Here is a 23,258-nt window from a genome sequence, read left to right on the forward strand (position 1 = left end):
CCCATTTATCGCCAACGCCAGCGGCCCTGCAAGGCCGGCTGCCGCGGACTTGGCCTACTGCTTGAACGCAAAAGGCGTCGCCGTGATGGCCTTGGTCTTCCAGCAGGCTTGCGGACCAAAGCCGCCGCAGAAACTGCCATGCAGATCGAAGCGGATGGTGCGTGCGGCGCCGCGCTTCACTGGCGGGGCCATGATCTTATAGCGGAGCACGTAGCCGTCGAACACCTCGCGCACGCTGCCATCCGGCAGCGTCACCAGGATCTTCATAACGCAACCGCCGGTTCCGCAATAGGTCGTCTCGCGATCGCCGCATTTGGTGTCCTGGAAATCGACGATGTAGTCCTCACGGCCATCGCCGGTCAGGTCGATCCTGCGCACCGTATCATGCGCGAAGGTCACCTCGCCGCCTTGCTGGCTCTCGCATTCCTCATTGGCAAAGCGCACAGCCTTCTGCACGCCGGGCGGATAATCGGCCGGATTGAACGGCCTTGCGTCGTCGGCACGCGCGCCGGTCACGAGCAAGCTGAGCAGGAGGATCAGATATCGCATTGGTGTTGGTCGCAACCACAAACGATATCGTTCAGGAAATCTTAAACATGATCGACGCAACCTCGCTCAGTTCTCGCGTACAGAGTGCCGCATCATGGTCAAAGCGCCTGCCCTCCTTCTGTTGTCACTGGCGCTCGCCGGATGTGCCGCGACTCCGCAAGCGCATCTGGCATCCGATCTCGCCGTCAAGCCTGCGCGTTATGCCTGGGATGGCGCCGGCGAGGATCCCAACCGGCCCCGCGCCGCCTCGCAGCCGACACGAACCTCCAGCCGCTCCGAGCGCAACAGGTTGCAAGCCGACGCTCAGCCCCATTCGAAGGAACGGTGGCAGGCGCAGGATGGCATCGAGGCCGAACAGGACGCCAGGGTCAGCCGCTCCCTGGTCATCTGCCAGGGCTGCCTCCGCCCGCAGCCACAGGCCGAAGATTCCAGGCTCGCCAAAGCGACCGACTGAACGGAACAGCTTCGGATTGGAAACCCCGGCCGGACCGCGCGTTACGATCTCGTGCGCGAGGCCGGCAGCTGCAAGGCAATGATATGAGCGACGTCATCAACAACAAGGCCCATCACCGCTATGAGCTCGACGTGGAGGGTCATCTTGCGACCGAGCACTACCGGCTCGACGGCGGTGTCATCACCTTCGAGCACACCGACGTGCCGAAGGAGCTTGGCGGCAAGGGCATTGGCTCGAAGCTGGTGCAAGGCGCGCTCGACCAGGTCCGCGCCGACGGATTGAAGCTGATCCCGCAATGCCCGTTCGTGAAGGCGTGGATCGACAAGCACCCGGACTATGCGGATCTCGTGACACGGTGAGTGCACAGGCCCGCCGCTCGTGGCCGGCGGGCCTGCCGTACTTACGGTCTATTGTCCGTGCTTGAGCAAGTCCTGGTCATTCATATCCCAGTCCTGCCATAGCTGGAGAATGCCGAGCAGCACCACCACCGCACCGAGGGTCGTGTGATAGATGCGGAGAAATCCCTCACCGGAATAGCCGATCACGTATGGCGAGGCGATGAGCCACAGTCCGGCCAGGATCGTCATCACCTCCTGCCAGCGCTGCAAGGCGACATATTCGAGCTGGCTGATGCCAAATACGACGAGACCGATCGCAACGGTGTTCAGGATGGCCGTCTGGTGACCGGAGATCGCCTGATCCTGGATCGGGAACCACGGCGAGGCCACGATCAACGCGCCCAGCAGCATCCCACACCAGTCTTCCCACGTTCGATGAGTCTTCAAGAAACCAGAATCCGACATCGTACCCTCCTGCAAAAGAGGCATACGTCTGCGGCTGGCGATCATGACACTCCGAATATCTGGCGACCCTGCCGGCCGCATTCGGGCGTATGTCCTTTCCAGGACGTGGGAACCGAACTCCGGCTTGCAAGAGCGGTATCGGGAATTATTTGCGGAGTCGCGGGACCATGCTCGCCGGGCGCCATGGCCATACCGCAGTGCGGTCAGGGCGGCGCGCATTTGCAGATATCTCATCTGCGCAATCTCCCCCTGGTCTCACCTTGGCAAGGGCCGTGTCAGCCTCCTAGATCAGGAGGCACCTGCAGTTCGGAGGGACCCCGCATGGCGGCTTCGGTACGCGACAACAAGGACAGGAGCCGCTTCGAGCTCGATGTCGGCGACGACATCGCCTTCGCCAATTACCGGCTGACGCCGTCGGCCGTAATCATCACCCACACCGAGACGCCGCGCGCGTGGCGCGGGCGCGGCATCGGCTCCGAGCTGGTCAAGGGCGCGCTCGACCTGATCCGGCGCGACGGCAAGAAGGTGATCGCCGGCTGCGGCTTCGTCGTCGACTATCTCGATCGGCATCCGGAGGATGCGGATCTGGTCGCCTGAATGCAAAAGGGCCCGCGGCGATCGCGGGCCCCGGAGGCACTACCCCAGGTCCGGTCAGTGCTTGATCTCCGGCGGCAGCTTGCCGCCATTAGCGGCGAGCTTGGACATCACCTGCTTGTGCAGCCAGACGTTCATGCTCGCCGAGTCGTTCATGTCGCCGCTGTAGCCCAGCTCCTTGGCGAGATCCTTGCGCGCAGCGAGGCTGGAATCGATGTCGAGCGCCTTCATGAGGTCGACGATGGAGGTACGCCATTCCAGTTTCTCTCCCTTGTGCGCGGCGGCCGCCTTGTCGACGATCGCCGCCACGTCGACCGCAGCCATGGGTGCGGCGGCCGGCGCCGAAGGACTTGCCGACCCTGCGGGGGCGCCCGGCGAAGCGGCGCCACCGGCCGGCGCAGCGGAGGCCGGCTGGCCGCCGAAGATCGCGCTGATGATTTTCCCGAAAATGCTCATGTCTGCTCCCCGAAAAGGAATCCGTTGGAAGGGCCTTGCGTGGCACTTATAGACGAAGTTGGTGCGCCGCGCCCGCGAAGTTGCGCGAACGGACAGCAGCATCAGCTTATCTGCGGCGAAATGACGACAGAATGACGCCGCATTGATTGCGTCGCGGCATCGAAATTTCACCCAAGCGTGAGGGACAGGACTCGGACTTGGGAGTATGCTTGCCGTTCAGCTCGCGATCCATCCGGAATTCGCGTCTGGTCGGGATCGTGGGATTTCAAGAGAATGGGCGGCCGCTTGCGCCGTTTGCCGGCGCCGGATACAGCCGCTTGGCAAGGGAGCTAGCGACCATGGCCACACTCTACCAGGGCAATGTCCCCACGATGGCCCAGCCCACGGATGAGGCTGGACCGGTGATCCGAACCATACAATTGTCCGATCTGCACGACGCGCTCAGGCGCGGCTGGGAGGATTTCAAGGCCGTTCCGAGCCACGCCATCATCCTCTGCGTGATCTACCCGGTGCTCGGCCTCGTGCTCGCCCGTGTGGTGATGGGCTATTCGGTGCTGCCGCTGCTGTTTCCGCTCGCCGCGGGCTTCGCGCTGATCGGGCCCTTCGCTGCGCTCGGGCTCTACGAGCTTTCCAGCCGGCGCGAGCGCTATGAACCGGCCAGCGCCTGGGATGCCATGGAGGTGCTGCGATCGCCGTCGTTCGGCGCGATGCTCGGCCTCGGTACGTTGCTGCTCGCCCTGTTCGTCACCTGGGTGGCGACCGCGCAGGCGATCTATGTCGCGGCGTTCGGCTACGAGGGCGTCACCGGTTTCTCGGACTTCATCACGCGCGTGCTGACGACGCAGCAAGGGTGGTGGCTGATCGTGGTTGGCTGCGGCACCGGATTTCTGTTCGCGCTCGCCGCACTGTGCCTCAGCGTCGTGTCATTCCCCTTGATGCTCGATCGTCATGCCGGCGCGTTCGAGGCGATGAGCACCTCGCTGCGCGTTGTCGCGAAAAACCCGGTGCCGATGGCGGCCTGGGGCCTGATCGTGGCGGTGCTGCTCGCGCTTGGCACGATCCCGGCCTTCCTCGGCCTCGCCGTTGTGGTCCCGCTGCTCGGGCACGCCACGTGGCACCTTTACCGCAAGGTGATCGCGTCCGATCCGGGCGCACGTCCGGCCCCCCCTCCGCCGCATCGGGCGCGCAAGCCGGCCGCCGACTTCCCGGCCAACCTTTTCCCGTGGCGGAATCGGACTGACGTCTGACAATCTCGTGACGTGCGGCCCTGGCCGGTTCGGACAGGGCCGCGCGCCTTGCTTTGGCCGCGGTTACAGCCGAGATTATGCTGCCGGTCAGGTCAATTCACGGAAATCCATTTCATCTGATGACTCCGACGATTTCTCGTCTTGCTCTCGCAGCCTTGGCCGTCTCCGCGTCCCTTCTCTCAGTCCAGCCAGCGCCCGCCGCGGTTGCCTGCGACTCGGGCAATTTCGACGCTTGGCTGGCTGATTTCAAAACCGACGCTGCGGCAAAGGGCATCTCGCAGCAGACCATCACTGCCGGGCTTGCCGGCGTCACACTGGATCAGAGCGTGCTCAACCGCGACCGCTCGCAAAAGGTCTTCACCCAGAGCTTCGAGGAGTTCTCCGGCCGCATGGTGCCGCCACGCTTGGAGCGCGGCTCCAACAGGATGAAGCAATACGGCTCGGTGCTGTCGCGCATCGAGCAGGCCTATGGCGTGCCGGGCGAAGTCCTGGTCGCGATCTGGGGCCTGGAGACCGATTTCGGCGTCAACACTGGCAAGTTTGCAACGATCCGCTCGCTTGCAACGCTCGCTTACGATTGCCGTCGCTCAGAGCAGTTTCGCGCCGAGCTGTTGGATGCGTTGCGCATCGTCCAGCGCGGCGATCTTGCGCCTGCCGACATGAAAGGCGCCTGGGCCGGCGAGCTCGGCCAGACCCAATTCATGCCGTCATCCTGGATGAAATATGCCATCGACTTCGACGGCAACGGCAAGCGCGATCTTCTGCATAACGTGCCCGACGTGCTCGCCTCCACGGCCAATTATCTGGTCGGCTATGGCTGGCAGAAGGGCAAGGACTGGCAGCCAGGCAGCCCGAACTTTGAGGTGCTCAAGCAGTGGAACAAGAGCGAGGTCTACTCCAAGACCGTGGCCTATTTTGCCGCACAGCTCGCACGCGCCCCTTAGATCTCAGCCTAGCCGAACCGCGCCGAATCGCCGCTGCCGAACCCCGGCAAGCGGGCCTAGCCTGTAGCGGCGCCAGCGCATCGCTCATGGGCGCATTTTCGGTATTCAATGGATCTTAAAGTGAATCTATATTCATACAATAGCGTCGCGTCCTATGCGAATTAGGCAGGCATGACTTGAGTCTATAAGCTGCTGGGTTGAACTTGCTGGCCGCTTATAGGCAACCCATTTCCGCGATGACCCAGATCAACCTTTGACATAAACCCGTTATTTCACGGGTACTTATCGCGGACACCGGACGACCTTGGCCAAGCTCTGGGCGGGAGCGCCGTCCGGTTAATCATCCGTTACGTACGCCATGCGCATAGCGCTTAGCTGCATCGCAACATCGGAACTTTCGCACTGCACCACTCTCACCTATATTCATTTCAACGATGAGGCCTCAAGCAAAGGCTGAATCGAACTACAGGAGACTACCAATGCTGCTCTCGCTCATCCGCATGATCCAGGCCTTCCGGGACTATCAGCGCAATGTTGCCGAGCTGTCCCAGCTCAGCGATCGCGAATTGGCCGATATCGGCCTCGATCGCTCGGACATCCCGCGCGTTGCCGCCGGTCAGTATCAGGGCTGATACCCTTCAGCCCTTCACTAGAACGGACCGATAGCGCCCGCCTCGTGCGGGCGTTGTCGCATCTGGTGGCAGAAAACTCGATCTCGGCGATTCCACTCTCCGCCGAAAAGCGCTACCTGTCCGCCCCATGACAGGACCCCAATCCAACCTCGTCCACGTGATCGGTGCCGGCCTCGCCGGTTCGGAAGCTGCCTGGCAGATTGCGAAGTCCGGCGTGCCCGTGGTGCTGCACGAGATGCGGCCGACCCGCATGACCGACGCGCACCGCACCGACGGACTTGCCGAGCTCGTCTGCTCCAACTCGTTCCGCTCGGATGACGCCGCCAACAACGCCGTCGGCCTGCTGCATGCGGAGATGCGCCGCCTCGGCTCGCTGATCATGCGCGCGGCCGACGCCAACCAGGTGCCCGCCGGCGGCGCACTTGCGGTCGATCGCGACGGCTTCTCCTTGGCCGTCACCAAGGCGCTGAACGATCATCCCCTGATCGAGATCGCGCGCGGCGAGATCGCGGGCCTTCCGCCGGCCGCGTGGAGCAACGTCATCGTCGCCACCGGCCCTCTCACCTCCGCGCCGCTGGCCGACGCCATCCGCGAGCTGACCGACGAGAACGCCCTCGCCTTCTTCGACGCCATCGCGCCGATCGTGCACCGCGAGTCCATCGACATGTCGGTGGCCTGGTTCCAATCGCGCTACGACAAGGTTGGCCCCGGCGGCAACGGTGCCGACTACATAAACTGCCCCATGACCAAGGAGCAGTATGAGGGCTTCGTCGCCGCGCTGATCGCCGGCGAGAAGACCGAGTTCAAGGAATGGGAGACCAACACGCCCTATTTCGACGGCTGCCTGCCGATCGAGGTGATGGCTGAACGTGGCCCCGAGACGCTGCGCCATGGTCCCATGAAGCCGGTCGGCCTCACCAACCCGCACGATCCCACCACGAAACCGTACGCGATCGTGCAACTGCGCCAGGACAACAAGCTCGGCACGCTCTACAACATCGTCGGCTTCCAGACCAAGCTGAAGTATGGCGAGCAGCAGCGCATCTTCCGCACCATTCCGGGGTTGGAGAACGCCGAATTCGCCCGCCTCGGCGGCCTGCATCGCAACACCTTCCTGAACTCGCCGAAGCTGCTCGACGGCCAGCTGCGGCTGCGCGCACAGACGCGGCTGCGCTTCGCCGGCCAGATGACGGGCTGCGAAGGCTATGTGGAATCCGCCAGCGTCGGCTTGATCGCGGGTCTCTATGCAGCCGCGGAAGCGCGCGGCGAGACGCTTGTCAGCCCGCCGGCTACGACCGCACTGGGATCGCTGCTCGGTCACATCACCGGCGGCCATATCGAGACCATCGAGCCGGGCACGCGCTCGTTCCAGCCGATGAACATCAATTTCGGCCTGTTCCCGCCGCTCGCGAGCTTGCCAACGAAGAAGCCCGACGGCACGAGGCTGCGCGGCAACGAGAAGACGGTGGCCAAGAAGCAGGCGCTGAGCGCACGGGCGCTCGCCGATCTCGATCGCTGGATCGCCGATCACCTGCGCATTGCCGCCGCCGCGTGAGTTTGCAATGAGCTTGCCCAAAGACGACGCCGCAGAGCTGTCGGCGCGCTGGACCGAAGGCGTGCTGCTCAAGCGCGACGTGTTCTCGACCGTCGAGCGCGGCCGTTTCCGCAGCGAAAGCGGCGAGATCGACGCGGTGCTGCGCCGGCTCGACGAGGTGCCATGGTGGTCGTTCCTGCTGGCACGCCACCTGTTCGCCCGCGAGAAGCATGCGCTGGTGCGCGCCAAAGGCCTCGCCGTCGGCCCCGAGCTGCTCTGGGCCGGGCGCCGCGCTCTGGTGCGCGGCTTCGTCGACGGCGTCGCGCTGCATCTGGCAAAGCCCCATGGCGATCTCGCCTATTTCCGCTCCGCCAAGGCCGCGCTGCGTCGGCTGCGCCGCGCCGGCATCTGCCACAACGATCTCGCCAAGGAGCAGAACTGGCTGGTCGGCCGCGATGGCCGCGCCTATGTGACCGACTTCCAGCTCGCCGCGTGCTTCAAGGGCCGCGGCCGGCTCTATCGCATCCTCGCCTATGAAGACCTCCGGCATCTGCTCAAGCACAAGCGCTCCTACGCGCCCGAGGCGCTGACGCCGCGAGAGCGAAAGATCCTGGCGAGGAAGTCGTTCGCCGCGAGCCTGTGGCTCGCCACCGGCAAGAAGGTCTATCGCGCCATCACCCGCGGCCTGTTCAACTTCACCGACCGCGAGGGCGGCGGCCGTCGGCTCGTCAACGACGCGCCGGTGCTGGCCGAGCTGCTCCGCCGCAATCCCGCCGTGCGCGACGCCGCCATCGTCGCCTTTGCCGACCGCCGCTCCGGCGTCGGGCTTTACGCCTTCGTCGAAGCCGATCAGGCCGCGCTCGAGGGCCAGCTCCGCAGCGAGCTTGCCGCCTCCAAGGGACCGAAGCCGCCCGAGCACATCCAGGTCGTGCACGCCCTGCCACGCAACGCCAGCGGCAAGCCACGCATCGAGGTCCTGCAACTGGTCGCCATGAACCAGCTCGACCTGATCGAGCCGATGATGAAGAACGAGCAGGATCGCGCCTTCCTCAAGGATATCCTGGAGCAGCGCAAGAACCTGCGCGACCGCTTCAATTTCGAGGCGAAGCTCCCGACGAGCTAGCGCGGAATCTGCGCCTTGAAGCCTCCACAATGGCGATCGAGAAGCGCTTGGATCAGGAAGGGTTGGCAGAGATCATGGGCGCTCGGGGGACGATGATGCATCGTATGGTTGGCGGAACGATCGCCGGCCTTGTGCTGCTGACAGGGGCGCCTGCGCTGGCCGACTCACCGGCGGAGCTGATCTCCAGCTTCCGTCTCAAGCATGGTGAGGCCCGCGTCGTGCGCGACGCCACCCTCGATCGCATCGCCATGGATCAGGCCCGCGCGATGGCGGCGAAGGACGACCTCAGCCACGACACACTCGGCCCATTCAATCGCCGCGTCGCACCGGCCGGCGCGGGCCGCGCCGCAGAGAACATCGCCTACGGCTACGACAGTTTCGACAAGACGCTGGGCCAGTGGATCGACTCCTCCGGGCACCGCAAGAACCTGTTGCTGCACAATGCCTCCCGCGTCGGCATTGCCAGCGCCAAGAATGCGAGTGGCAAGCGCACCTATTGGGCCATGGTCATCGCCGGCGACTACGAGAAGGGCAAAGGCAAGAAAAAGGACAAGGAGCCCGTCGTCGCGGTGAAGCGCGAGGTACCGCCCGCGAGCAAGCCGAAGTCCGGCAATTGTCACGTCAAGCTGCTCGGCCTCTGCATCTGAGGCGCGACCGTCTCAGCCGCGGCGCGCGGCTTCGATCGCGGCGACGTCGATCTTCGTCATCCCCATCATCGCATCGAAGGCGCGCTTGGCCTCCGTGCCACCGGCGGCCAGCGCCTCGGTCAGCACCCGCGGCGTGATCTGCCAGGAGACTCCCCATCTGTCCTTGCACCAGCCGCACGCACTCTCCTGCCCGCCATTGCCGACGATGGCGTTCCAGTAGCGATCGGTCTCCGCCTGATCGTCGGTGGCGATCTGGAACGAGAAGGCCTCGTTGTGCTTGAAGACGGGTCCGCCATTGAGACCGAGACAGGCAACGCCGGCTACCGTGAACTCGACGGTCAGGACATCGCCTGCCTTGCCGGACGGATAGTCGCTGGGCGCGCGATGGACCGCACTCACCGCGCTGTCGGGAAACGTCTCGGCATAGAAGCGGGCCGCGGCTTCAGCATCCCTGTCGTACCAGAGGCAGATCGTGTTCTTTGCCATTGGGTATTCCCTGTGATTCCGTGCCAGATTGCGCTTCCGATCAGCATAGGCATCCCGATCTGCATGCTCCAGCTGGAACAGTCGTTTGCCCGAGCTTGCTCGCGTGCGTCATTGTGTCTACGAGGAACCTGAAGATGGAGGCTCTGACGTGATCGACATCAACCAAATTCGTGCCGACACGCCTGCTGCCTCCCGGCTCGCGTATCTCCACAATGCCGGTGCGGCTCTCATGCCCGCGCCCGTCGTCGCGGCGATGAAGGGACATATCGATCTCGAGAGCGAGATCGGCGGCTATGCCGCAGCCGATCGCGCGTCAGATCGGCTCGAAGCCGTTTACGGCTCAGTGGCCCGGCTCCTGAACGCATCGCCGGATGAAATCGCCCTGGTGGAGAACGCGACGGTTGCCTGGCAGATGGCGTTCTATTCGCTTTCATTTCGAGAGGGCGACCGGATCCTGACGGCCGAAGCGGAGTACGCCGCCAACTATGTTGCGTTTCTTCAGGCCGCCAAACGCACAGGCGCGGTCATCGATGTGGTGCCGAGCGATGCGACGGGCGAGTTCGATGTCGGCGCACTCGAACGTATGATCGACGAACGCGTGAAGCTGATCGCCATCACCTGGGTTCCGACCAATGGCGGGCTGACCAATCCCGCGGCGGGCATCGGCAGAATTGCGCGAGCACACGGCATCCCCTATCTGCTCGATGCCTGCCAGGCGGTCGGCCAGATGGAGGTCGACGTCGAGGCCATCGGCTGCGACATGCTGTCGGCCACGGGACGCAAATTCCTGCGGGGACCGCGTGGTACCGGCTTTCTCTATGTGCGCGGGGCGCTCCTGCAGCAGCTCGAGCCACCGATGATCGACCATTTTGCAGCGCCCTGGGTCTCGCGCGATGAATATCGGCTCCGCGACGATGCCCGCCGCTTCGAGACATGGGAGAATAATTACGCCGCCCGGCTTGGGCTCGGCGCTGCCGTCGATTATGCGCTCGACATCGGCATGGATGCCATCGAGGAGCGCTGCCGGCTGCTCGCGGGCCGCCTTCGCAGCGGCCTCGCTTCCATTCGCGGCATCACTATTCACGACCTTGGCCGCAAGCCTGGCGCCATCGTCAGCTTCACTTTGGATGGATATGAAGCGGAGGCCATTGTCAGCAGCGCCGCGGCGGCGGGCATCACAATCGGCGCTTCAGACCCGTCGAGTACCCGCATCGATGCCGAGAACCGCGAGCTGCCGCCGCTCGTCCGAGCTTCCCCCCACTACTACAACACCCAAGCCGAGATCGACCGGCTGATCGACCACGTCGCGGATTTGGCGTCACGTTAGCGCGTGCTCAGGTGCAGCGCGCGCTCAGTCCGGATGCGCTGAGCCTGGCCATCACCTCGTTGAGATGGGCGGCATCGCGGGTCTCGATGACAAGCTGCAGCAGCGTCGCCTTGGCCGGCAGGTCGGAGAAGGTCCGCTGGTGTGAGACCTCGATGATATTCGCACCCGCTTCGGCCAGCAGTGCCGCTACCGCGGCGAGCTGCCCCGGCCTGTCGGGGATATCGAGCGACAATTGCGTCAGCCGCCCCTCGCGCGCGAGCTCGCGGGTGAGCACGGAGGCGATCAGCCGCGTGTCGATATTGCCTCCGCTCAGCACGAGGCCGACCTTCTCGCCGGCAAAGCGGGACGGGTCGGACATCAGCGCGGCGAGGCCGGCGGCGCCGGCGCCCTCGACGACGGTCTTCTCGATCGAGATCAGGGTCGCGACTGCACGCTCGAGCTCGGCTTCGTTGACGAGCGCAATATCGTCGACGAGGCGCCGAACGATTTCGGTGGTGATCTTGCCCGGTGATTTCACCGCGATGCCCTCGGCGAGCGTATCGCCGCGCGCCGGCAGATTGCCGTCGTGAATGGCGTTGTACATCGAGGGATAGAGCCAGGCCTCGACGCCCAGTATCCTGAGCGACGGCTTGATCGACTTCGCGGCAATGGCAATCCCGCTGAACAAACCGCCGCCGCCGATCGGGACGACCAGCGTGTCGAGCTCCGGGACCGCCTTCAGCATTTCCAGCCCGATCGTGCCCTGCCCGGCGATGACGAGCGGATCGTCGTAAGGATGGACGAAGACCATGCCGTGCGCTTCACCGTGGCTGCGCGCAAAGGCGGCCGCCTCCTCCAGCGTCGCGCCCGTGACCACCACCTCGGCGCCGTGATGCCGGGTGTTCTCGATCTTCACCATGGGCGTGCCGATCGGCATCACGATGGTGGCGGGAATGCCGAGCCGCTTGGCATGGTAGGCAACGCCTTGCGCGTGGTTGCCCGCGGACATCGCGATCACGCCCCGCGCGCGCTCCTCCGCCGTCAGCGCGGTAAGCCGGTTGAGCGCGCCGCGCTCCTTGAACGAGGAGGTGAACTGCAGGTTCTCGAATTTGAGCCAGATGTCGCAGCCGCAGATGCTGCTCAGCGTCCGGCTGTGGCTACAGGGCGTCTCGACAACGGCGCCTTGGATGGTCTTGGCGGCGGCGCGAATGTCTTCAGGGGCGACCGGAAGGCCGCTGAGATCGAACGAGCTTTGGGACATGTCAGCCATAGGACAGCATAGAGCATTTGGGCGGGCCAGGCGATAAGCCGGCGTCTATTTGGTAAATTCACGCGATCGCGAGGCGCGCCACAGCGTCCAGAGCGTGCGCAACCGCGAGGTCGGCTGCAACCTAAACGGATTGCGTCCCGGGCGCGACAGGCGCTCAAGATCGGCCTGCGCCTGGCGCAGCGGCAGAAACGCCGGCCGCAACGGCGGCGCCAGCTGCGCCAGCAGCGATGAAGCCGCGGTCATATGCTGCCGGGCTTCACCCGCGAGTTGCTCAAGCACCGCATGGAGATTGGGTGTTTCCTTGCCGGCGAAGACATCCTCCATGCTGCAATCGTGCTTCTCCAGCACCTGCTGCGGCACGAACAATTGCCGGTGCGCGGCATCGCGCGGCAAATTGGCTATGACCTGCACGATACCCTGCGCCAGCCCGGCATGGCGGGCGACATGCTCGGCCGCCTCCGAAGGCGGTCCCAACACTTGCGCTGCCAGGGCGAACAGCGCCGATGAGGTCGCCGCGAGGTAACCTTCCAGCGCGGCCATGGTCGGCATCGGGTCGTTGTAGAGATCGAACTGATGCTCCTCGGCAAGCAGCGACAGCGGCTCGACCGGCAGGTCGAAATCGCGAATCGCGCGAAGCAGCTCGGCCGCCACCGGATTGCCTTCGGCGCTGCCATGGACGTGGCCCGACAGCATGTCGGTCCACCATTGCAGGCGGATCTCGCCGGGCAAGGGCTGGCTCACCTGGTCGCGGATGCGAACGATCTCGACGTTGAAGGCATAGATCGCCAGTAACGCGCGGCGCTCGGCGGCCGGCGCGAACAGGGTCGCGGCGTAGCGGGGAAAGTCGTGGCTGCGCACGAGATCGGCGCAGAACGCGGCGGAGTCGGATGGCCGGTTGCTCATGGCACGGCGATCAGCGCGGCGGCAACCCGCCGCCGTTCGCCGATCATGATGTTGTAGGTGCGCACGGCCGGGCCGGTCTGCATCGTGTTCAGTACAACCCTCACCGCCTTGAGCGCCTGACGCAGCTCCGGCGGCGGCAGCCACAGCCCCGTTCCAGTGCCGACCAGGAGCGTGTCGATGCTGTTGGCCGCCGTGAACACCCGATCCAGCGAGTAGCGGTCGATCTTCGCGGGGTCGGTCACGTCCCAAGCCCAGATCGCGTCGGGCAGACAGAGCAGCGAGCCCCGATGCGACATGCCGGCAAAGGCGAAGCCGCCCTTGCCATAGGCATCGATCGGCGCCGAGCGCGGAAAATGCGGAGCGTTGGGATCGCCGGCCATGAGCTTCGTCCGAATGGGCTTACTGCCCTCGCAAACGCCTGCAAGGGCATGAGGTTCGGATCATGCCTTGCTTTTCTTCGCCGGCGTCGCCGTATCGGGCGCGTCTTCGCGGTGCTCGCCGACGCCGAGATAGATCAGGATTGGTGCTGCAATGAAGATCGAGGTGTAGGTGCCGACCAGCACGACGCCGAACATCATCACCGCGGTGAAGCTGTGGATGGCATGGCCGCCGAACAAGAGCAGCGCGAGCAGCGCGAGCGTCACCGTGACGTGGGTGATGATCGAGCGCGACAGCGTCGAGTTGATGGATTCATTGAGCAGCTGGGGCATCGGCATCTTCTTGTAGCGACGCAGCATTTCCCGGATGCGGTCGTAGATGACGACGGTATCGTTGAGCGAATAGCCGAGAATGGTCAGCAACGCCGCGATGCTGGTCAGGTCGAAATCGACCTGGCTGATCGACATGAAGCCGATCGTCAGCACGATGTCGTGCACGTTGGCGATCATGGCGCCCAGCGCGAACTGCCATTCGAACCGGAACCAGAGATAAATCAGGATCCCAACGATCGCGAGCATCAGGCCGAGCATGCCGTAGGCCAGGAGCTCGCCCGCGACGCGCGGACCCAGCACCTCGGTGCGCTGAATGTCGACACTGTCGCCAAGCGCGCCACGAAGCTTCTGCAGGGCTGCCTGCTGGGCCGCGTCGCCACCCGGCTGCTCCGCAACGCGGATCAGGACGTTCTCCGGACCGCCGAACTGCTGCAGCTGGACCTCGCCGAGGCCCAGGCCGTCGAGCGAGGTACGCATTGCCGCGATGTCGGCGGTGCCGGACTTCGCCTTCACCTCCAGCAGCGTGCCGCCCTTGAAGTCGATACCGAGGTTCAGGCCATGGGTGAAGAACAGCACGATCGCGACGATCGACAGCGCCGCCGAGATCGGAAAGCTGATGCGACGGAAACGCGTGAAGTCGAAATGCGTATCGTCGGGGACGATGCGCAGCGACGGCAGCAGGCCGAGGGCCGAGACCACGGTGAGGATGGCAATGAGGACGCCGAGCCCGATGAGAACGGTGTGAGTCACGATCAGGCTCCTAGATCGGCACGCTCTGCGGCCGCTTCCACCGCACCCACCAGGCGACGATCAGCCGGGTCAGGGTGAAGGCGGTGAACACCGTGGTGATGATGCCGATGCCGAGCGTCACGGCAAAGCCGCGCACCGGACCGGTGCCGATGTAGAACAGCACCGCGGCAGCAATGAAGGTGGTGATGTTGGAATCGAGGATGGTGGCGAGCGCCCGCTTGAATCCGGCGTCGATCGCCGAGATCGCATTGCGGCCGCCGCGCAATTCCTCGCGGATGCGTTCGTAGATCAGCACGTTGGAGTCGACCGCGATGCCGACGGTGAGCACGATGCCGGCGATGCCGGGCAGCGTCAGCGTGGCGTTGAGCAGCGACAATAAGCCGAAGATCATGGCGACGTTGATGGCCACCGCTATGTTGGCGAACACGCCGAACAGCCGGTAGGTCAGCAGCATGAAGATGATGACAAGGATCGAGCCGACATAGGCCGCGAGCTGGCCCTTCTCGATCGAGTCCTGGCCGAGTCCTGGACCCACGGTGCGCTCCTCGACCACCGTGAGCGGTGCCGGCAATGCGCCGGCGCGCAGGAGAATCGCGAGATCGTTGGCCGATTGCACCGTGAAATTGCCGGAGATCTGGCCCTGGCCGCCGGTGATGGGCTCACGGATGACGGGCGCCGAGATCACCTTGTTGTCCAGCACGATCGCGAACGGCAGTCCCACGTTCTCCTGCGTGGCCTGCGAGAATTTGCGCGCGCCCGAGGTGTTGAACTTGAAGCTGACGACCGGCTCACCCGTGCGCTGGTCGAAGGTCGCCTGCGCATCGGTCAGGTCGCCGCCGGCGACCAGCACCTGCTTCTTGACCACATAGGGCGTCGGCGGAGGCGAGGCGCTCATCAGCAGTTCGGATTCCGGCGGCACCCTGCCCGCTTGCGCCTGATCCGGCGGCACGGAGGTGTCGACCATGCGGAATTCCATCTTCGCGGTCCTGCCCAGCAGTTCCTTCAGGCGGGTCGGGTCCTGAAGACCGGGGACCTGCACCAGGATGCGGTCGTTGCCCTGGCGCTGGATGACGGGCTCGACGGTGCCGAGCTCGTTGACGCGGCGTTCGACGATCTGGATCGACTGCTCGATGGTCTTGCGCAGGCGATCGAGCACCGCAGCCTGCGGGACGCTCAGGCGGATCACCCCGCCGCCGGCATCAGTCACCTCGAGGTCGCGCTGACCGCTGGATCCCATCAGGCCGCCCAGCGGCTGGGACAGCTCGCGCAACTTGGCAAGCGCCGGCTGCGCATCGGTCTCCTTGGTGATGCGAACCTCGACGGCATCGTTGCGCACGGTGACGCCGCCGGTGAATCCGATCTTGGCGTCGCGCAGGGTCCGGCGAACGTCGTCGCGGACCTGGTCGAGCCGCTCCTTCTTCACATAGGCAGCGTCGACCTCGAGCAGCAGATAGGAGCCGCCCTGGAGGTCGAGGCCGAGCACGATGCGGCGCTGCGCCCAGGCGGGCCAGCTCTTGACTTGCGCCTCGGGGAAGAAGTTGGGGACCGCGCAGAGGCACACGATCAGCGCCGTCAGGATAATCCCCAGCGCCTTCCACCGCGTGAAATACAACATCGACTGGACCTGTCAGATCAGGAGACTTGAGACTCGCGGTGAAGCTCTCACTTCGCCGCGGTGTCGTCCTTGGCGCTCTCTTTTGCGCTTTCCTTGGCCGGCTCGCCCTTGGCGCGCACGCCCGAGATCATCTGGCGCATCTGCCGCACGCGCACGCCGTCGGAAATCTCGAACTCGATCTGGTCGTCGTCGACCACCTTGGTGACCTTGCCGACGAGGCCTCCCGAGGTCACGATGGTGTCGCCGCGGCGGATATTCTTCACGAGCTCGGCGTGGTCGCGGACCTTCTTCTGCTGCGGGCGCAGAATCAGGAAGTACATGATCACGAAGATCAGGGCGAACGGCAGCAGCGACATCAACATGCTGTTGGTGTCGCCAGCGGCCGCGGCCTGGGCATACGCAGGGGTAATCAGCATTCGGACGATCCTCGTGAAAACGGGGGAAAGCCGGTCAGGCCCTCAAAGGCGACCGGTTCGGTCAAATTCGCGCGGACTATAGCGGCCATTGCCCCAATTGCAACGCTGCCAGACTGCCCTTTTGGGCCACCTTGCGGCGGCCCGTCAGGCCCGATAAGGCTGCGTTCTCAGGAACTTCGGACATGCCCAAAAACCATAGCAAAAGCCCGGCCGGCAAAGGCCCCCGCACCCCTGCCAACAAGCCCACCCGCCTCGCGGCAAAACGCCCCACGGCGGCGGTCACCAAGGCAGGCCCGGACCTCGCGCAGGAGCGCATCGTCCACGCCCTGGAGACCATTGCGGCGCACCTCTCCGCGCAGGGCAAGCCGGCGGTCGAGGCCGAGTCGTTCAAGCGGGCGGACGCCTATGTCTGGCATCCCGACGGACGCCTCTCGGCGGTGCCGCGCGTGAGCCGCGTCGAGCTGTTCCTGCTCAAGGGCGTCGACCGGATGCGCGACATCCTGATGGAGAACACCGAGCGCTTCGCCAATGGCCTGCCTGCCAACAACGCCCTGCTCTGGGGCGCACGCGGCATGGGCAAGTCGTCACTGGTCAAGGCGGCGCATGCCAGCATCAACGCGGAGCGCAAACCGGCCGACAAGCTCAAGCTGATCGAGATCCACCGTGAGGACATCGAGAGCCTGCCGGCCCTGATGGAGCAACTGCGGGCCTCCTCCTTCCGTTTCATCGTGTTCTGCGACGACCTCTCATTCGACGGCAATGATGCCTCCTACAAGTCGCTCAAGGCGGTCCTCGAAGGCGGCATCGAGGGCCGGCCCGAGAACGTCATCCTCTACGCCACCTCCAACCGGCGCCATCTGCTGGCGCGCGAGATGATCGAGAACGAGCGCTCGACCGCGATCAATCCGGGCGAAGCGGTGGAGGAGAAGGTCTCGCTGTCGGATCGCTTCGGCCTCTGGCTCGGCTTCCACCGCTGCAGCCAGGACGAATATCTCGCCATGGTGCGCGGCTATTGCAGCCATTTCGGGATCAGGGTCGACGACGAGACGCTCGAGCGCGAGGCGCTGGAATGGTCGACGACGCGCGGCTCGCGCTCGGGCCGCGTCGCCTGGCAGTTCGTGCAGGAGCTGGCGGGACGGCTGGGTGTGAAGCTGACGGCGTAGTAGCGCGAGCTGTTACCCCGAATTCAACTGTCATCGCCCGCCTTGTGCGCACTTGCGCACTGGAGCGAGCGATCCAGTATTCTAGAAACGGTTGTGATCGATCGAGAGGCCGCGGCGTACTGGGTCGCCCGGTCGAGCCGGGCGACGACACCGTTGGTGCGGAGGCTACGTAAGTCTCACGCGCCGTTGAGGAATTGAAGCGGGTCAACCGGGCTCGATCCCTTGCGGATCTCGAAGTGGAGCTGCGGCGACGCCACTTCCCCGGATTGACCCGACTTGGCAATGACCTGGCCGCGCTTGATGGTATCGCCGCGCTTCACCAACAGCTCACTCGCATGGGCATATGCGGTGACGTAGCCGTTGGAGTGCCGAACCAGAACCAGATTGCCGTAACCCTTCAGCTCGTTGCCGGAATAGGCGACGACGCCATCTTCGGCCGCCTTGACCGGCGTCCCCTCGGGCACCGCCAGATTGATGCCGTCATTGGACTTGCCATTGGTCTTGGCACCGTAGCTCGTGACCACCTTGCCGCGGACGGGCCAGCGGAAGGTCGGCAGCGCGCCGGTGGCCTCCGCAGCCTTCGCCGGCGTCTCGGCAGCCTTCTCTTCCACATTGCTCGTGGCCTGGGCGAGCCGCGCGCTCTGCACGGGCGCGGCGGCAGTGGCCATCTTGGTCGCGGGTGCCGGAGCTGCCGCAACAGGCTGGAGCGTTCCGGCCACCGGTGCAGCCGCGACCGGAGCCGCAGCAACCGGCGCCGCGACGGCGGCGGTCTTGGCGCCGGGCACGGTCAGCTTGGTGCCGAGCTTCAGCTTTGCCGACGGATCGATGCCGTTGGCACGGGCGAGCTCTGCCGCCGAGATGCGGTTCTTGCGCGCGATGCTGGCGAGCGTGTCGCCACGGTTGACGAAGTGCGTGCTCGGCGGTGCCGCGACGGCAGCAACCGGCTTCGCCGCAGGCGCTGCCGCGACCGGAGCCATCGCGGGCGCCGGTGCAGCTGCGGTCGCAGGAGACGGAATGATCAACTGCTGGCCGGGCGAGAGCGCCCGCGGACCCTTGTAGCCGTTGGCGGCAAGGATCGCCTGCGGCGTGACGCGATAGCGCTTGGCGAGCACGTCGAGCGTGTCGCTGGTCCCGACGATGATCTTGGTTCCGCCGGCCGGCTGGGCGGCCGCGACCGACCGCGGCGGGACAGTGGCCGTGGTCTCCAGATGCGGTTGCGCCGGAGGCGCATATGAGCTGACGCCCCGTCCGCCGCCGGACACCCCGCCCCCGGAGGCAACGGGATAGGACTGCGGGGCAGATACCGCGGGCGGAGGCAAAGCCTGCGACTGGTAATAACCGGGCTGCGTCTGCGGCCGCGCATATTGCGGCAACTCACGCTGCGGCGGCGGCGGCTGCTGCACCGAACCGGTCTGCTCGGAGGCGAAAGGATTGGAGAAGTTGGTCTGGGACAGCCGCGACGACATGTCGGCGCTGCACCCTGCAAAGCTGAAGGAGATCAGCGCCAGCACCGCGACCTGCGGCACGCGGCGCGAGTAAAGCAACTCGGCGACAGCGGACATGGTTACTCACTCGTACGCAACAGAACTGGTGTTTTAAGTAAACACGCGGCGAGTAAATAACGGCTTAACCCTCACAATAAGATGTTGGCGGCACTGCCGATCCGGGATTCTACAGCTCCCGCGCCACCCCGGGCAGTGCCGGCACGAAGCGGACCTCGACGAGTTCCTTGCGCTCGATTCCGGTTTCGCTGCGGGCCAGCCGGGTCAGCGTCTGCACGCCCTGATGCGGGCCGACCGGGGCAATCAGGATGCCCCCGACCTCAAGCCGCTCGACCAGGTTCTCCGGTATCTGCTCCATCGCCGCGGTGACGATGATGCGATCGAACGGGCCGATGTTGGGAGGCAGATTGAGACCGTCACCGAGCATCACCTCGACATTGTGACAATCGAGCTTCTCAAGCCGGGCGCGTGCCGTCTCGGCGAGCTTGCGGTAGCGCTCGACGGTCAGCACCTGGCCGGCGAGCCGCGACAGCACGGCGGCCTGGTAACCGGAGCCGGTGCCGATTTCGAGCACCCGGTGCTGCTTCTGGAGCTGGAGCTGCTCGGTCATGTAGGCGACGACGAAGGGCTGGCTGATGGTCTGCCCGCAGGCGATCGGCAGCGCGCTGTCACGATAGGCGCCCTCGCGATCGGCCTCGTCGACGAAAAGCTCGCGCGGCACCTCTTCCATGGTCCGCAGCACGGCCTGATCGCTGATGCCCCGACGCCTCAGCGTGAGCTGAAACATCATCTTTTCCGGCGGGTGCTGGTGGGACGTCATTGCTGCTATCGCTCGTCTCGTCTGGCGGATCGCCGTACTGCACCGCAAGAACCCGAGACGAGAATCTTGTTCCGGCTCAGGAACTCATGATATCCTTTCGGCACAGCATTTGACCACAACAAGGCCTTCAAAGCGCTAAGCCATTTGCGAGGTTTGCGTTCGCCGAAACGCGCATTGCGTCGCCTATCGTTATCTGCGAACGTTTACGAGAATGGGCAAGGACTCAACCATGACTGCGACAGGGCTTTCGGGCCGCTCTGTTTTCCTCGTCGAGGACGAGGTCATGATCAGAATGATGGTCGCAGACATGCTGGAGGAGCTTGGCTACAAGGTTGCCGCCGAAGCGGGCGACATCAATGAGGCCATGCGGCTTGCGCAATCCACCGAGTTCGATCTCGCCATTCTCGACGTCAACGTCAACGGCAAGGTCATCTCGCCGGTCGCCGATGTCATCATGGCCAAGGGCTGCCCGTTCATCTTCGCCACCGGCTACGGCTCCTCCGGCCTGCCCGAGCAATATCGCGACCGGCCGGCGCTCCAGAAGCCGTTTCAGCTCGACGCGCTCGGCAAGACCATTGAGGCTGCGCTTCGCGGCGGCTAACCTTTATTTCAGGGTGAGGCCAAGCTGCTCCGAAAACGCCTCGTCGGTGCGGTCGAGCCTGAGCGGGGTGACCGAGACGTAGCGCTCGCGCAGCGCCGCGAGATCGGTGCCGTCGGCGGGCGTGTCGAGCATCGCGGTCCGCTCGAAGCCGATCCAGAAATAAGGATTACCGCGGCCGTCCCGGCGCTCGTCGATCCTGAGGAAGCTGAGATTGCGCTTGCCTTGCCGCGTGACGCGGATGCCAAGCACATCCTCCGGCGCGCAGGATGGGAAGTTGATGTTGATGACGGTGTCCTTCGGAACGCCGGCGGCGATCACCTTGCGCAGGATATCGGGCCCGAATTTGCGGGCCGTGTCCCACGGCGGCCGTTCGCGGGTCTCGACGCTGAACTCCTGCGACAATGCGAATGACGGCAACCCCAGGATGGTGCCTTCCAATGCGCCGGCAATGGTGCCGGAATAGACCACGTCCTCGGCGACGTTGCGGCCCTTATTGACGCCGGACAGCACGAGATCGGGCAGCTTGGCTCCCAGGATATGGCGCGCTCCCATGATGACGCAGTCGGTCGGCGTGCCGCGCACGGCGAAGTGCCGTGGGCCGACCTCGCGCAGACGCAAGGGATCGTTCAGCGACAGCGAGTGCGACACGCCGGACTGGTCGAGCTCGGGCGCCACCACCCAGACATCATCGGTCAAAGCGCGCGCAATCTCCTCCACGACCTTGAGGCCGGGAGCGTGGATGCCGTCGTCATTGGTGCAGAGAATGCGCATGCGGAAGGTTCGATTCCTGAAAGCGGGTCTGAGCCGTCTTATCCGGCCAGCGCCGATCAGGCAAACCGGACGATTGCGGTCCGGCGGCTGGTTCCCTGGCTGGTCCCGCTAGCGGCGAACGCGCCATTGCGGCAGGAAGCGCGCAAGCCGGCCTTCTGCACGCAGTTGCATCGCCGGCACGACCGGGTTCACGACGGAAGCCTCGATGACGCCGAGCGCCTTCAGCTGCGCGACGAACGGATCGGACGTCGGCTCCTGCGGAAAGCGTTCGCGTGCCACGCTCAGTGCCTTGTCGAAATCCGCAGCATTGACGCCGGGCTTGGCCCGCCGGCTCTGCACGAGATCATCGTCCCAGAGCCGCGCGATCCCGATGTCGAGAACGCCGCGCAGGCGCTGGTCGATGGCCTGGATCCCGGCCCCCGTCACCGCCCATTGTCTTCCGACCCAGAAGATGTCGCGGTGCAAGGCCATGAACGGAGGGTTCGCGTGGACGGGCCGGCAGGATAGCCGGCCGCCCGATCTTCGCAACGCGATTCTCGTCATGCCGCGTTTTCGGACGCGAACCGCTGCCCACTTCGCGGGAAAACCCTTTAGTCGCGCGCGATCACCTTCAGCCCGCCCATATAGGGCTGGAGCACGTCCGGGACCGCGATCGAGCCGTCCTCCTGCTGATAGGTTTCCATCACGGCGATCAGCGCGCGGCCGACTGCGGTGCCGGAGCCGTTCAGCGTGTGCACGAAGCGCGGCTTGCCGTCGGGCCCGCGCGAGCGCGCATCCATGCGCCGTGCCTGGAAGTCGCCGCAGACCGAGCAGCTCGAGATCTCGCGGAACGCCCCGCCCTCGCCCTGCCCGGGCATCCAGACCTCGATGTCATAGGTTTTTTGCGCCGAGAAGCCCATATCTCCTGCGCAGAGCGTCATCACACGGTAATGCAGGTCGAGCTTCTGCAGCACCTGCTCGGCGCAGGACAGCATCCGCTCCAGCTCGTCCTTGCTCACTTCCGGCGTCGTGATCGAGACCAGTTCGACCTTGGTGAACTGGTGCTGGCGGATCATGCCGCGAGTGTCGCGCCCCGCCGCACCCGCCTCGGCGCGGAAGCATGGCGTCAGCGCGGTCAGCCGCATCGGCAATTGCTTCTCATCGAGGATGGATTCGCGGGCGAGATTGGTGAGCGACACTTCGGCGGTGGGGATCAGACCGAGGCGCTCGGTCTTCAGCCGCTCATGGTCCGGCGAGGCGAGCAGCTCGCCCTTGATCGCCCAGAACTGATCGTCCTCGAATTTCGGCAATTGCCCGGTGCCGAACATCACCTCGTTGCGCACCAGGAGCGGCGGATTGATCTCGGTGTAGCCGTGCTCGGTGGTGTGCAGATCGAGCATGAACTGGCCGATGGCACGCTCGAGCCGCGCCAGCCCCTTTTTCAGCACGACGAAACGCGCGCCGGAGAGTTTTGCCGCCGCTTCGAAATCCATGTAGCCGAGCGCGGTGCCGAGATCGTCATGCAGCTTCGGCGCAAAGCCATAGTTGCGCTTGTTGCCGAACACGTGATGCTGCACGTTGCCGTGCTCGTCGAGACCGTCGGGCACGTCCTCGAACGGAATGTTCGGGATCGCGGCCAGCTCTTTGGTCAGCTCATCGTCAGCGGCTTTTGCCGCCGCTTCGAGCTCGGGCATCGTGGTCTTGAGCTCGGCGACCTCGGCCATCAGCTTGGCCGCACGCGGCTCGTCCTTGGCCTTCTTGGCATCGCCGATTTCCTTCGAAGCTGCATTGCGCCGCGCCTGCGCCTGCTCGGAGGCCAGGATCGCCGCACGCCGCTTCTCGTCGATCGCGAGCAGCGAGGCCGACATCGGCTTCAAACCGCGCCGTGCGAGGCCGGCGTCGAAGGCTTGCGGATTGTCGCGGATCGCTTTGATGTCGTGCATGGCTGTGGTCCCGGATCAGCGCGTAAATAGTCAACGTTTA

Annotated in this window: 27 protein-coding genes; 12 read left to right on the plus strand and 15 right to left on the minus strand. The window is 64.9% G+C overall.

The genetic code is table 11. The features are described 5' to 3' along the window. Positions 1-54 precede the first annotated feature (54 nt). Complete coding sequence (locus N2605_RS17810) at positions 55-549, minus strand: hypothetical protein (protein WP_260347347.1); 495 nt, start codon at positions 547-549, stop codon at positions 55-57. A 94-nt stretch (positions 550-643) separates the two neighbouring features. Between N2605_RS17810 and N2605_RS17815 the strand changes: the two genes are divergently transcribed. Together N2605_RS17815 and N2605_RS17820 are read left to right on the plus strand one after the other, a co-directional pair. Next, positions 644-1,003: a hypothetical protein gene (locus N2605_RS17815; protein ID WP_109143671.1), complete on the plus strand. Its 360-nt coding sequence runs from the start codon at positions 644-646 to the stop codon at positions 1,001-1,003. Positions 1,004-1,086: 83 nt separating this feature from the next. Then, positions 1,087-1,362 carry a GNAT family N-acetyltransferase gene (locus tag N2605_RS17820; RefSeq protein ID WP_036028195.1) on the plus strand — a complete coding sequence of 92 codons (276 nt, stop codon included), beginning with the start codon at positions 1,087-1,089 and terminating at the stop codon, positions 1,360-1,362. 48 nt (positions 1,363-1,410) lie between these two features. Here N2605_RS17820 and N2605_RS17825 read toward each other — a convergent pair whose 3' ends face one another. Beyond that, positions 1,411-1,851 (minus strand): SPW repeat protein, encoded by a 441-nt coding sequence (locus tag N2605_RS17825; protein WP_311735376.1) that lies wholly within the window; start codon positions 1,849-1,851, stop codon positions 1,411-1,413. Positions 1,852-2,127: 276 nt separating this feature from the next. On the opposite strand from N2605_RS17825, the gene N2605_RS17830 reads away from it, so the two are divergent. Further along, the gene (locus N2605_RS17830; RefSeq protein WP_225133682.1) at positions 2,128-2,403 is read left to right on the plus strand and encodes a GNAT family N-acetyltransferase; all 276 of its coding nucleotides are present in this window, start codon (positions 2,128-2,130) and stop codon (positions 2,401-2,403) included. Between the two features lie 54 nt (positions 2,404-2,457). On the opposite strand, the gene N2605_RS17835 is transcribed toward N2605_RS17830, so the two are convergent. Further along, positions 2,458-2,856 carry a DUF3597 domain-containing protein gene (locus N2605_RS17835; RefSeq protein ID WP_036028199.1) on the minus strand — a complete coding sequence of 133 codons (399 nt, stop codon included), beginning with the start codon at positions 2,854-2,856 and terminating at the stop codon, positions 2,458-2,460. 338 nt (positions 2,857-3,194) lie between these two features. Between N2605_RS17835 and N2605_RS17840 the strand changes: the two genes are divergently transcribed. The 6 genes from N2605_RS17840 (at position 3,195) to N2605_RS17865 (ending at position 8,983) form a co-directional block, all read left to right on the plus strand. Beyond that, on the plus strand, positions 3,195-4,103 hold the full coding sequence (locus N2605_RS17840; protein WP_260347348.1) for a DUF2189 domain-containing protein: 909 nt from the start codon (positions 3,195-3,197) through the stop codon (positions 4,101-4,103). A 119-nt stretch (positions 4,104-4,222) separates the two neighbouring features. After that, positions 4,223-5,047, plus strand: coding sequence for a lytic murein transglycosylase (locus N2605_RS17845; RefSeq protein ID WP_036012731.1), 825 nt, complete (start codon positions 4,223-4,225; stop codon positions 5,045-5,047). Between the two features lie 479 nt (positions 5,048-5,526). Then, positions 5,527-5,679 (plus strand): DUF1127 domain-containing protein, encoded by a 153-nt coding sequence (locus tag N2605_RS17850; RefSeq protein ID WP_007590701.1) that lies wholly within the window; start codon positions 5,527-5,529, stop codon positions 5,677-5,679. Between the two features lie 127 nt (positions 5,680-5,806). Next, positions 5,807-7,234: a methylenetetrahydrofolate--tRNA-(uracil(54)-C(5))-methyltransferase (FADH(2)-oxidizing) TrmFO gene (gene trmFO / locus N2605_RS17855; RefSeq protein ID WP_260347349.1), complete on the plus strand. Its 1,428-nt coding sequence runs from the start codon at positions 5,807-5,809 to the stop codon at positions 7,232-7,234. A gap of 7 nt (positions 7,235-7,241) precedes the next feature. Further along, positions 7,242-8,336: an AMP-binding enzyme gene (locus tag N2605_RS17860; RefSeq protein WP_260347350.1), complete on the plus strand. Its 1,095-nt coding sequence runs from the start codon at positions 7,242-7,244 to the stop codon at positions 8,334-8,336. A 95-nt stretch (positions 8,337-8,431) separates the two neighbouring features. Then, complete coding sequence (locus tag N2605_RS17865) at positions 8,432-8,983, plus strand: CAP domain-containing protein (protein ID WP_260347351.1); 552 nt, start codon at positions 8,432-8,434, stop codon at positions 8,981-8,983. A gap of 12 nt (positions 8,984-8,995) precedes the next feature. Here N2605_RS17865 and N2605_RS17870 read toward each other — a convergent pair whose 3' ends face one another. Next, the gene (locus N2605_RS17870; protein ID WP_225156873.1) at positions 8,996-9,469 is read right to left on the minus strand and encodes a VOC family protein; all 474 of its coding nucleotides are present in this window, start codon (positions 9,467-9,469) and stop codon (positions 8,996-8,998) included. Between the two features lie 148 nt (positions 9,470-9,617). Here N2605_RS17870 and N2605_RS17875 point away from each other — a divergent pair, with 148 nt between their 5' ends. Continuing rightward, positions 9,618-10,796 (plus strand): aminotransferase class V-fold PLP-dependent enzyme, encoded by a 1,179-nt coding sequence (locus N2605_RS17875; protein WP_260347353.1) that lies wholly within the window; start codon positions 9,618-9,620, stop codon positions 10,794-10,796. Between the two features lie 7 nt (positions 10,797-10,803). On the opposite strand, the gene N2605_RS17880 is transcribed toward N2605_RS17875, so the two are convergent. Genes N2605_RS17880 through yajC form a run of 6 tightly spaced genes read right to left on the minus strand, consistent with a single transcriptional unit; the run spans position 10,804 to position 16,439 of the window. Next, positions 10,804-12,045: a threonine ammonia-lyase gene (locus N2605_RS17880; protein WP_260347354.1), complete on the minus strand. Its 1,242-nt coding sequence runs from the start codon at positions 12,043-12,045 to the stop codon at positions 10,804-10,806. Positions 12,046-12,090: 45 nt separating this feature from the next. Beyond that, on the minus strand, positions 12,091-12,948 hold the full coding sequence (locus N2605_RS17885) for a phytoene/squalene synthase family protein (RefSeq protein ID WP_036012738.1): 858 nt from the start codon (positions 12,946-12,948) through the stop codon (positions 12,091-12,093). Continuing rightward, the gene (locus tag N2605_RS17890) at positions 12,945-13,328 is read right to left on the minus strand and encodes an Mth938-like domain-containing protein (protein ID WP_260347355.1); all 384 of its coding nucleotides are present in this window, start codon (positions 13,326-13,328) and stop codon (positions 12,945-12,947) included. Before N2605_RS17890 ends, N2605_RS17885 begins: the two co-directional genes overlap by 4 nt. 60 nt (positions 13,329-13,388) lie before the next feature. Further along, on the minus strand, positions 13,389-14,408 hold the full coding sequence (gene secF / locus N2605_RS17895) for a protein translocase subunit SecF (RefSeq protein WP_036012746.1): 1,020 nt from the start codon (positions 14,406-14,408) through the stop codon (positions 13,389-13,391). 10 nt (positions 14,409-14,418) lie between these two features. Next, positions 14,419-16,023: a protein translocase subunit SecD gene (gene secD / locus N2605_RS17900; RefSeq protein ID WP_036012748.1), complete on the minus strand. Its 1,605-nt coding sequence runs from the start codon at positions 16,021-16,023 to the stop codon at positions 14,419-14,421. 47 nt (positions 16,024-16,070) lie between these two features. After that, positions 16,071-16,439: a preprotein translocase subunit YajC gene (yajC, locus tag N2605_RS17905; protein ID WP_036012751.1), complete on the minus strand. Its 369-nt coding sequence runs from the start codon at positions 16,437-16,439 to the stop codon at positions 16,071-16,073. Positions 16,440-16,621: 182 nt separating this feature from the next. Between yajC and N2605_RS17910 the strand changes: the two genes are divergently transcribed. Continuing rightward, positions 16,622-17,602, plus strand: coding sequence for an ATP-binding protein (locus tag N2605_RS17910; RefSeq protein WP_225147100.1), 981 nt, complete (start codon positions 16,622-16,624; stop codon positions 17,600-17,602). Positions 17,603-17,778: 176 nt separating this feature from the next. Here N2605_RS17910 and N2605_RS17915 read toward each other — a convergent pair whose 3' ends face one another. Together N2605_RS17915 and N2605_RS17920 are read right to left on the minus strand one after the other, a co-directional pair. Continuing rightward, positions 17,779-19,164, minus strand: a complete 1,386-nt coding sequence (locus N2605_RS17915) for a LysM peptidoglycan-binding domain-containing M23 family metallopeptidase (RefSeq protein ID WP_225143460.1) — start codon at positions 19,162-19,164, stop codon at positions 17,779-17,781. 109 nt (positions 19,165-19,273) lie between these two features. Then, a complete protein-coding gene (locus N2605_RS17920; RefSeq protein WP_260347357.1) occupies positions 19,274-19,924 on the minus strand; it encodes a protein-L-isoaspartate(D-aspartate) O-methyltransferase in 651 nt (216 codons plus the stop codon). Between the two features lie 229 nt (positions 19,925-20,153). On the opposite strand from N2605_RS17920, the gene N2605_RS17925 reads away from it, so the two are divergent. Continuing rightward, the gene (locus N2605_RS17925; RefSeq protein WP_036012769.1) at positions 20,154-20,525 is read left to right on the plus strand and encodes a response regulator; all 372 of its coding nucleotides are present in this window, start codon (positions 20,154-20,156) and stop codon (positions 20,523-20,525) included. Between the two features lie 3 nt (positions 20,526-20,528). Here the strand turns inward: N2605_RS17925 and surE are convergent, their stop codons facing one another. The 3 genes from surE to serS form a co-directional block, all read right to left on the minus strand. Further along, positions 20,529-21,296, minus strand: coding sequence for a 5'/3'-nucleotidase SurE (surE, locus tag N2605_RS17930; protein ID WP_260347358.1), 768 nt, complete (start codon positions 21,294-21,296; stop codon positions 20,529-20,531). A gap of 108 nt (positions 21,297-21,404) precedes the next feature. Further along, the gene (locus tag N2605_RS17935) at positions 21,405-21,767 is read right to left on the minus strand and encodes a hypothetical protein (protein ID WP_036012756.1); all 363 of its coding nucleotides are present in this window, start codon (positions 21,765-21,767) and stop codon (positions 21,405-21,407) included. 119 nt (positions 21,768-21,886) lie between these two features. Next, positions 21,887-23,218: a serine--tRNA ligase gene (gene serS, locus N2605_RS17940; protein ID WP_036012757.1), complete on the minus strand. Its 1,332-nt coding sequence runs from the start codon at positions 23,216-23,218 to the stop codon at positions 21,887-21,889. Positions 23,219-23,258: the final 40 nt, after the last annotated feature.

The organism is Bradyrhizobium yuanmingense, assembly GCF_025200905.1.
Classification (GTDB): Bacteria; Pseudomonadota; Alphaproteobacteria; order Rhizobiales; family Xanthobacteraceae; genus Bradyrhizobium; species Bradyrhizobium yuanmingense.

Bases quoted from the DNA above. Each gene is read 5' to 3' on its own strand.
- yajC (WP_036012751.1), bottom strand. From the start codon at position 16,439: ATGCTGATTACCCCTGCGTATGCCCAGGCCGCGGCCGCTGGCGACACC.
- N2605_RS17870 (WP_225156873.1), bottom strand. From the start codon at position 9,469: ATGGCAAAGAACACGATCTGCCTCTGGTACGACAGGGATGCTGAAGCC.
- N2605_RS17865 (WP_260347351.1), top strand. From the start codon at position 8,432: ATGCATCGTATGGTTGGCGGAACGATCGCCGGCCTTGTGCTGCTGACA.
- trmFO (WP_260347349.1), top strand. From the start codon at position 5,807: ATGACAGGACCCCAATCCAACCTCGTCCACGTGATCGGTGCCGGCCTC.
- N2605_RS17825 (WP_311735376.1), bottom strand. From the start codon at position 1,851: ATGATCGCCAGCCGCAGACGTATGCCTCTTTTGCAGGAGGGTACGATG.
- N2605_RS17880 (WP_260347354.1), bottom strand. From the start codon at position 12,045: ATGGCTGACATGTCCCAAAGCTCGTTCGATCTCAGCGGCCTTCCGGTC.
- N2605_RS17850 (WP_007590701.1), top strand. From the start codon at position 5,527: ATGCTGCTCTCGCTCATCCGCATGATCCAGGCCTTCCGGGACTATCAG.
- N2605_RS17840 (WP_260347348.1), top strand. From the start codon at position 3,195: ATGGCCACACTCTACCAGGGCAATGTCCCCACGATGGCCCAGCCCACG.
- N2605_RS17810 (WP_260347347.1), bottom strand. From the start codon at position 549: ATGCGATATCTGATCCTCCTGCTCAGCTTGCTCGTGACCGGCGCGCGT.
- serS (WP_036012757.1), bottom strand. From the start codon at position 23,218: ATGCACGACATCAAAGCGATCCGCGACAATCCGCAAGCCTTCGACGCC.
- N2605_RS17860 (WP_260347350.1), top strand. From the start codon at position 7,242: ATGAGCTTGCCCAAAGACGACGCCGCAGAGCTGTCGGCGCGCTGGACC.
- N2605_RS17920 (WP_260347357.1), bottom strand. From the start codon at position 19,924: ATGACGTCCCACCAGCACCCGCCGGAAAAGATGATGTTTCAGCTCACG.
- N2605_RS17845 (WP_036012731.1), top strand. From the start codon at position 4,223: ATGACTCCGACGATTTCTCGTCTTGCTCTCGCAGCCTTGGCCGTCTCC.
- N2605_RS17835 (WP_036028199.1), bottom strand. From the start codon at position 2,856: ATGAGCATTTTCGGGAAAATCATCAGCGCGATCTTCGGCGGCCAGCCG.
- N2605_RS17935 (WP_036012756.1), bottom strand. From the start codon at position 21,767: ATGGCCTTGCACCGCGACATCTTCTGGGTCGGAAGACAATGGGCGGTG.
- N2605_RS17830 (WP_225133682.1), top strand. From the start codon at position 2,128: ATGGCGGCTTCGGTACGCGACAACAAGGACAGGAGCCGCTTCGAGCTC.
- N2605_RS17890 (WP_260347355.1), bottom strand. From the start codon at position 13,328: ATGGCCGGCGATCCCAACGCTCCGCATTTTCCGCGCTCGGCGCCGATC.
- N2605_RS17885 (WP_036012738.1), bottom strand. From the start codon at position 12,948: ATGAGCAACCGGCCATCCGACTCCGCCGCGTTCTGCGCCGATCTCGTG.
- N2605_RS17910 (WP_225147100.1), top strand. From the start codon at position 16,622: ATGCCCAAAAACCATAGCAAAAGCCCGGCCGGCAAAGGCCCCCGCACC.
- N2605_RS17815 (WP_109143671.1), top strand. From the start codon at position 644: ATGGTCAAAGCGCCTGCCCTCCTTCTGTTGTCACTGGCGCTCGCCGGA.
- N2605_RS17915 (WP_225143460.1), bottom strand. From the start codon at position 19,164: ATGTCCGCTGTCGCCGAGTTGCTTTACTCGCGCCGCGTGCCGCAGGTC.
- N2605_RS17925 (WP_036012769.1), top strand. From the start codon at position 20,154: ATGACTGCGACAGGGCTTTCGGGCCGCTCTGTTTTCCTCGTCGAGGAC.
- surE (WP_260347358.1), bottom strand. From the start codon at position 21,296: ATGCGCATTCTCTGCACCAATGACGACGGCATCCACGCTCCCGGCCTC.
- secD (WP_036012748.1), bottom strand. From the start codon at position 16,023: ATGTTGTATTTCACGCGGTGGAAGGCGCTGGGGATTATCCTGACGGCG.
- N2605_RS17820 (WP_036028195.1), top strand. From the start codon at position 1,087: ATGAGCGACGTCATCAACAACAAGGCCCATCACCGCTATGAGCTCGAC.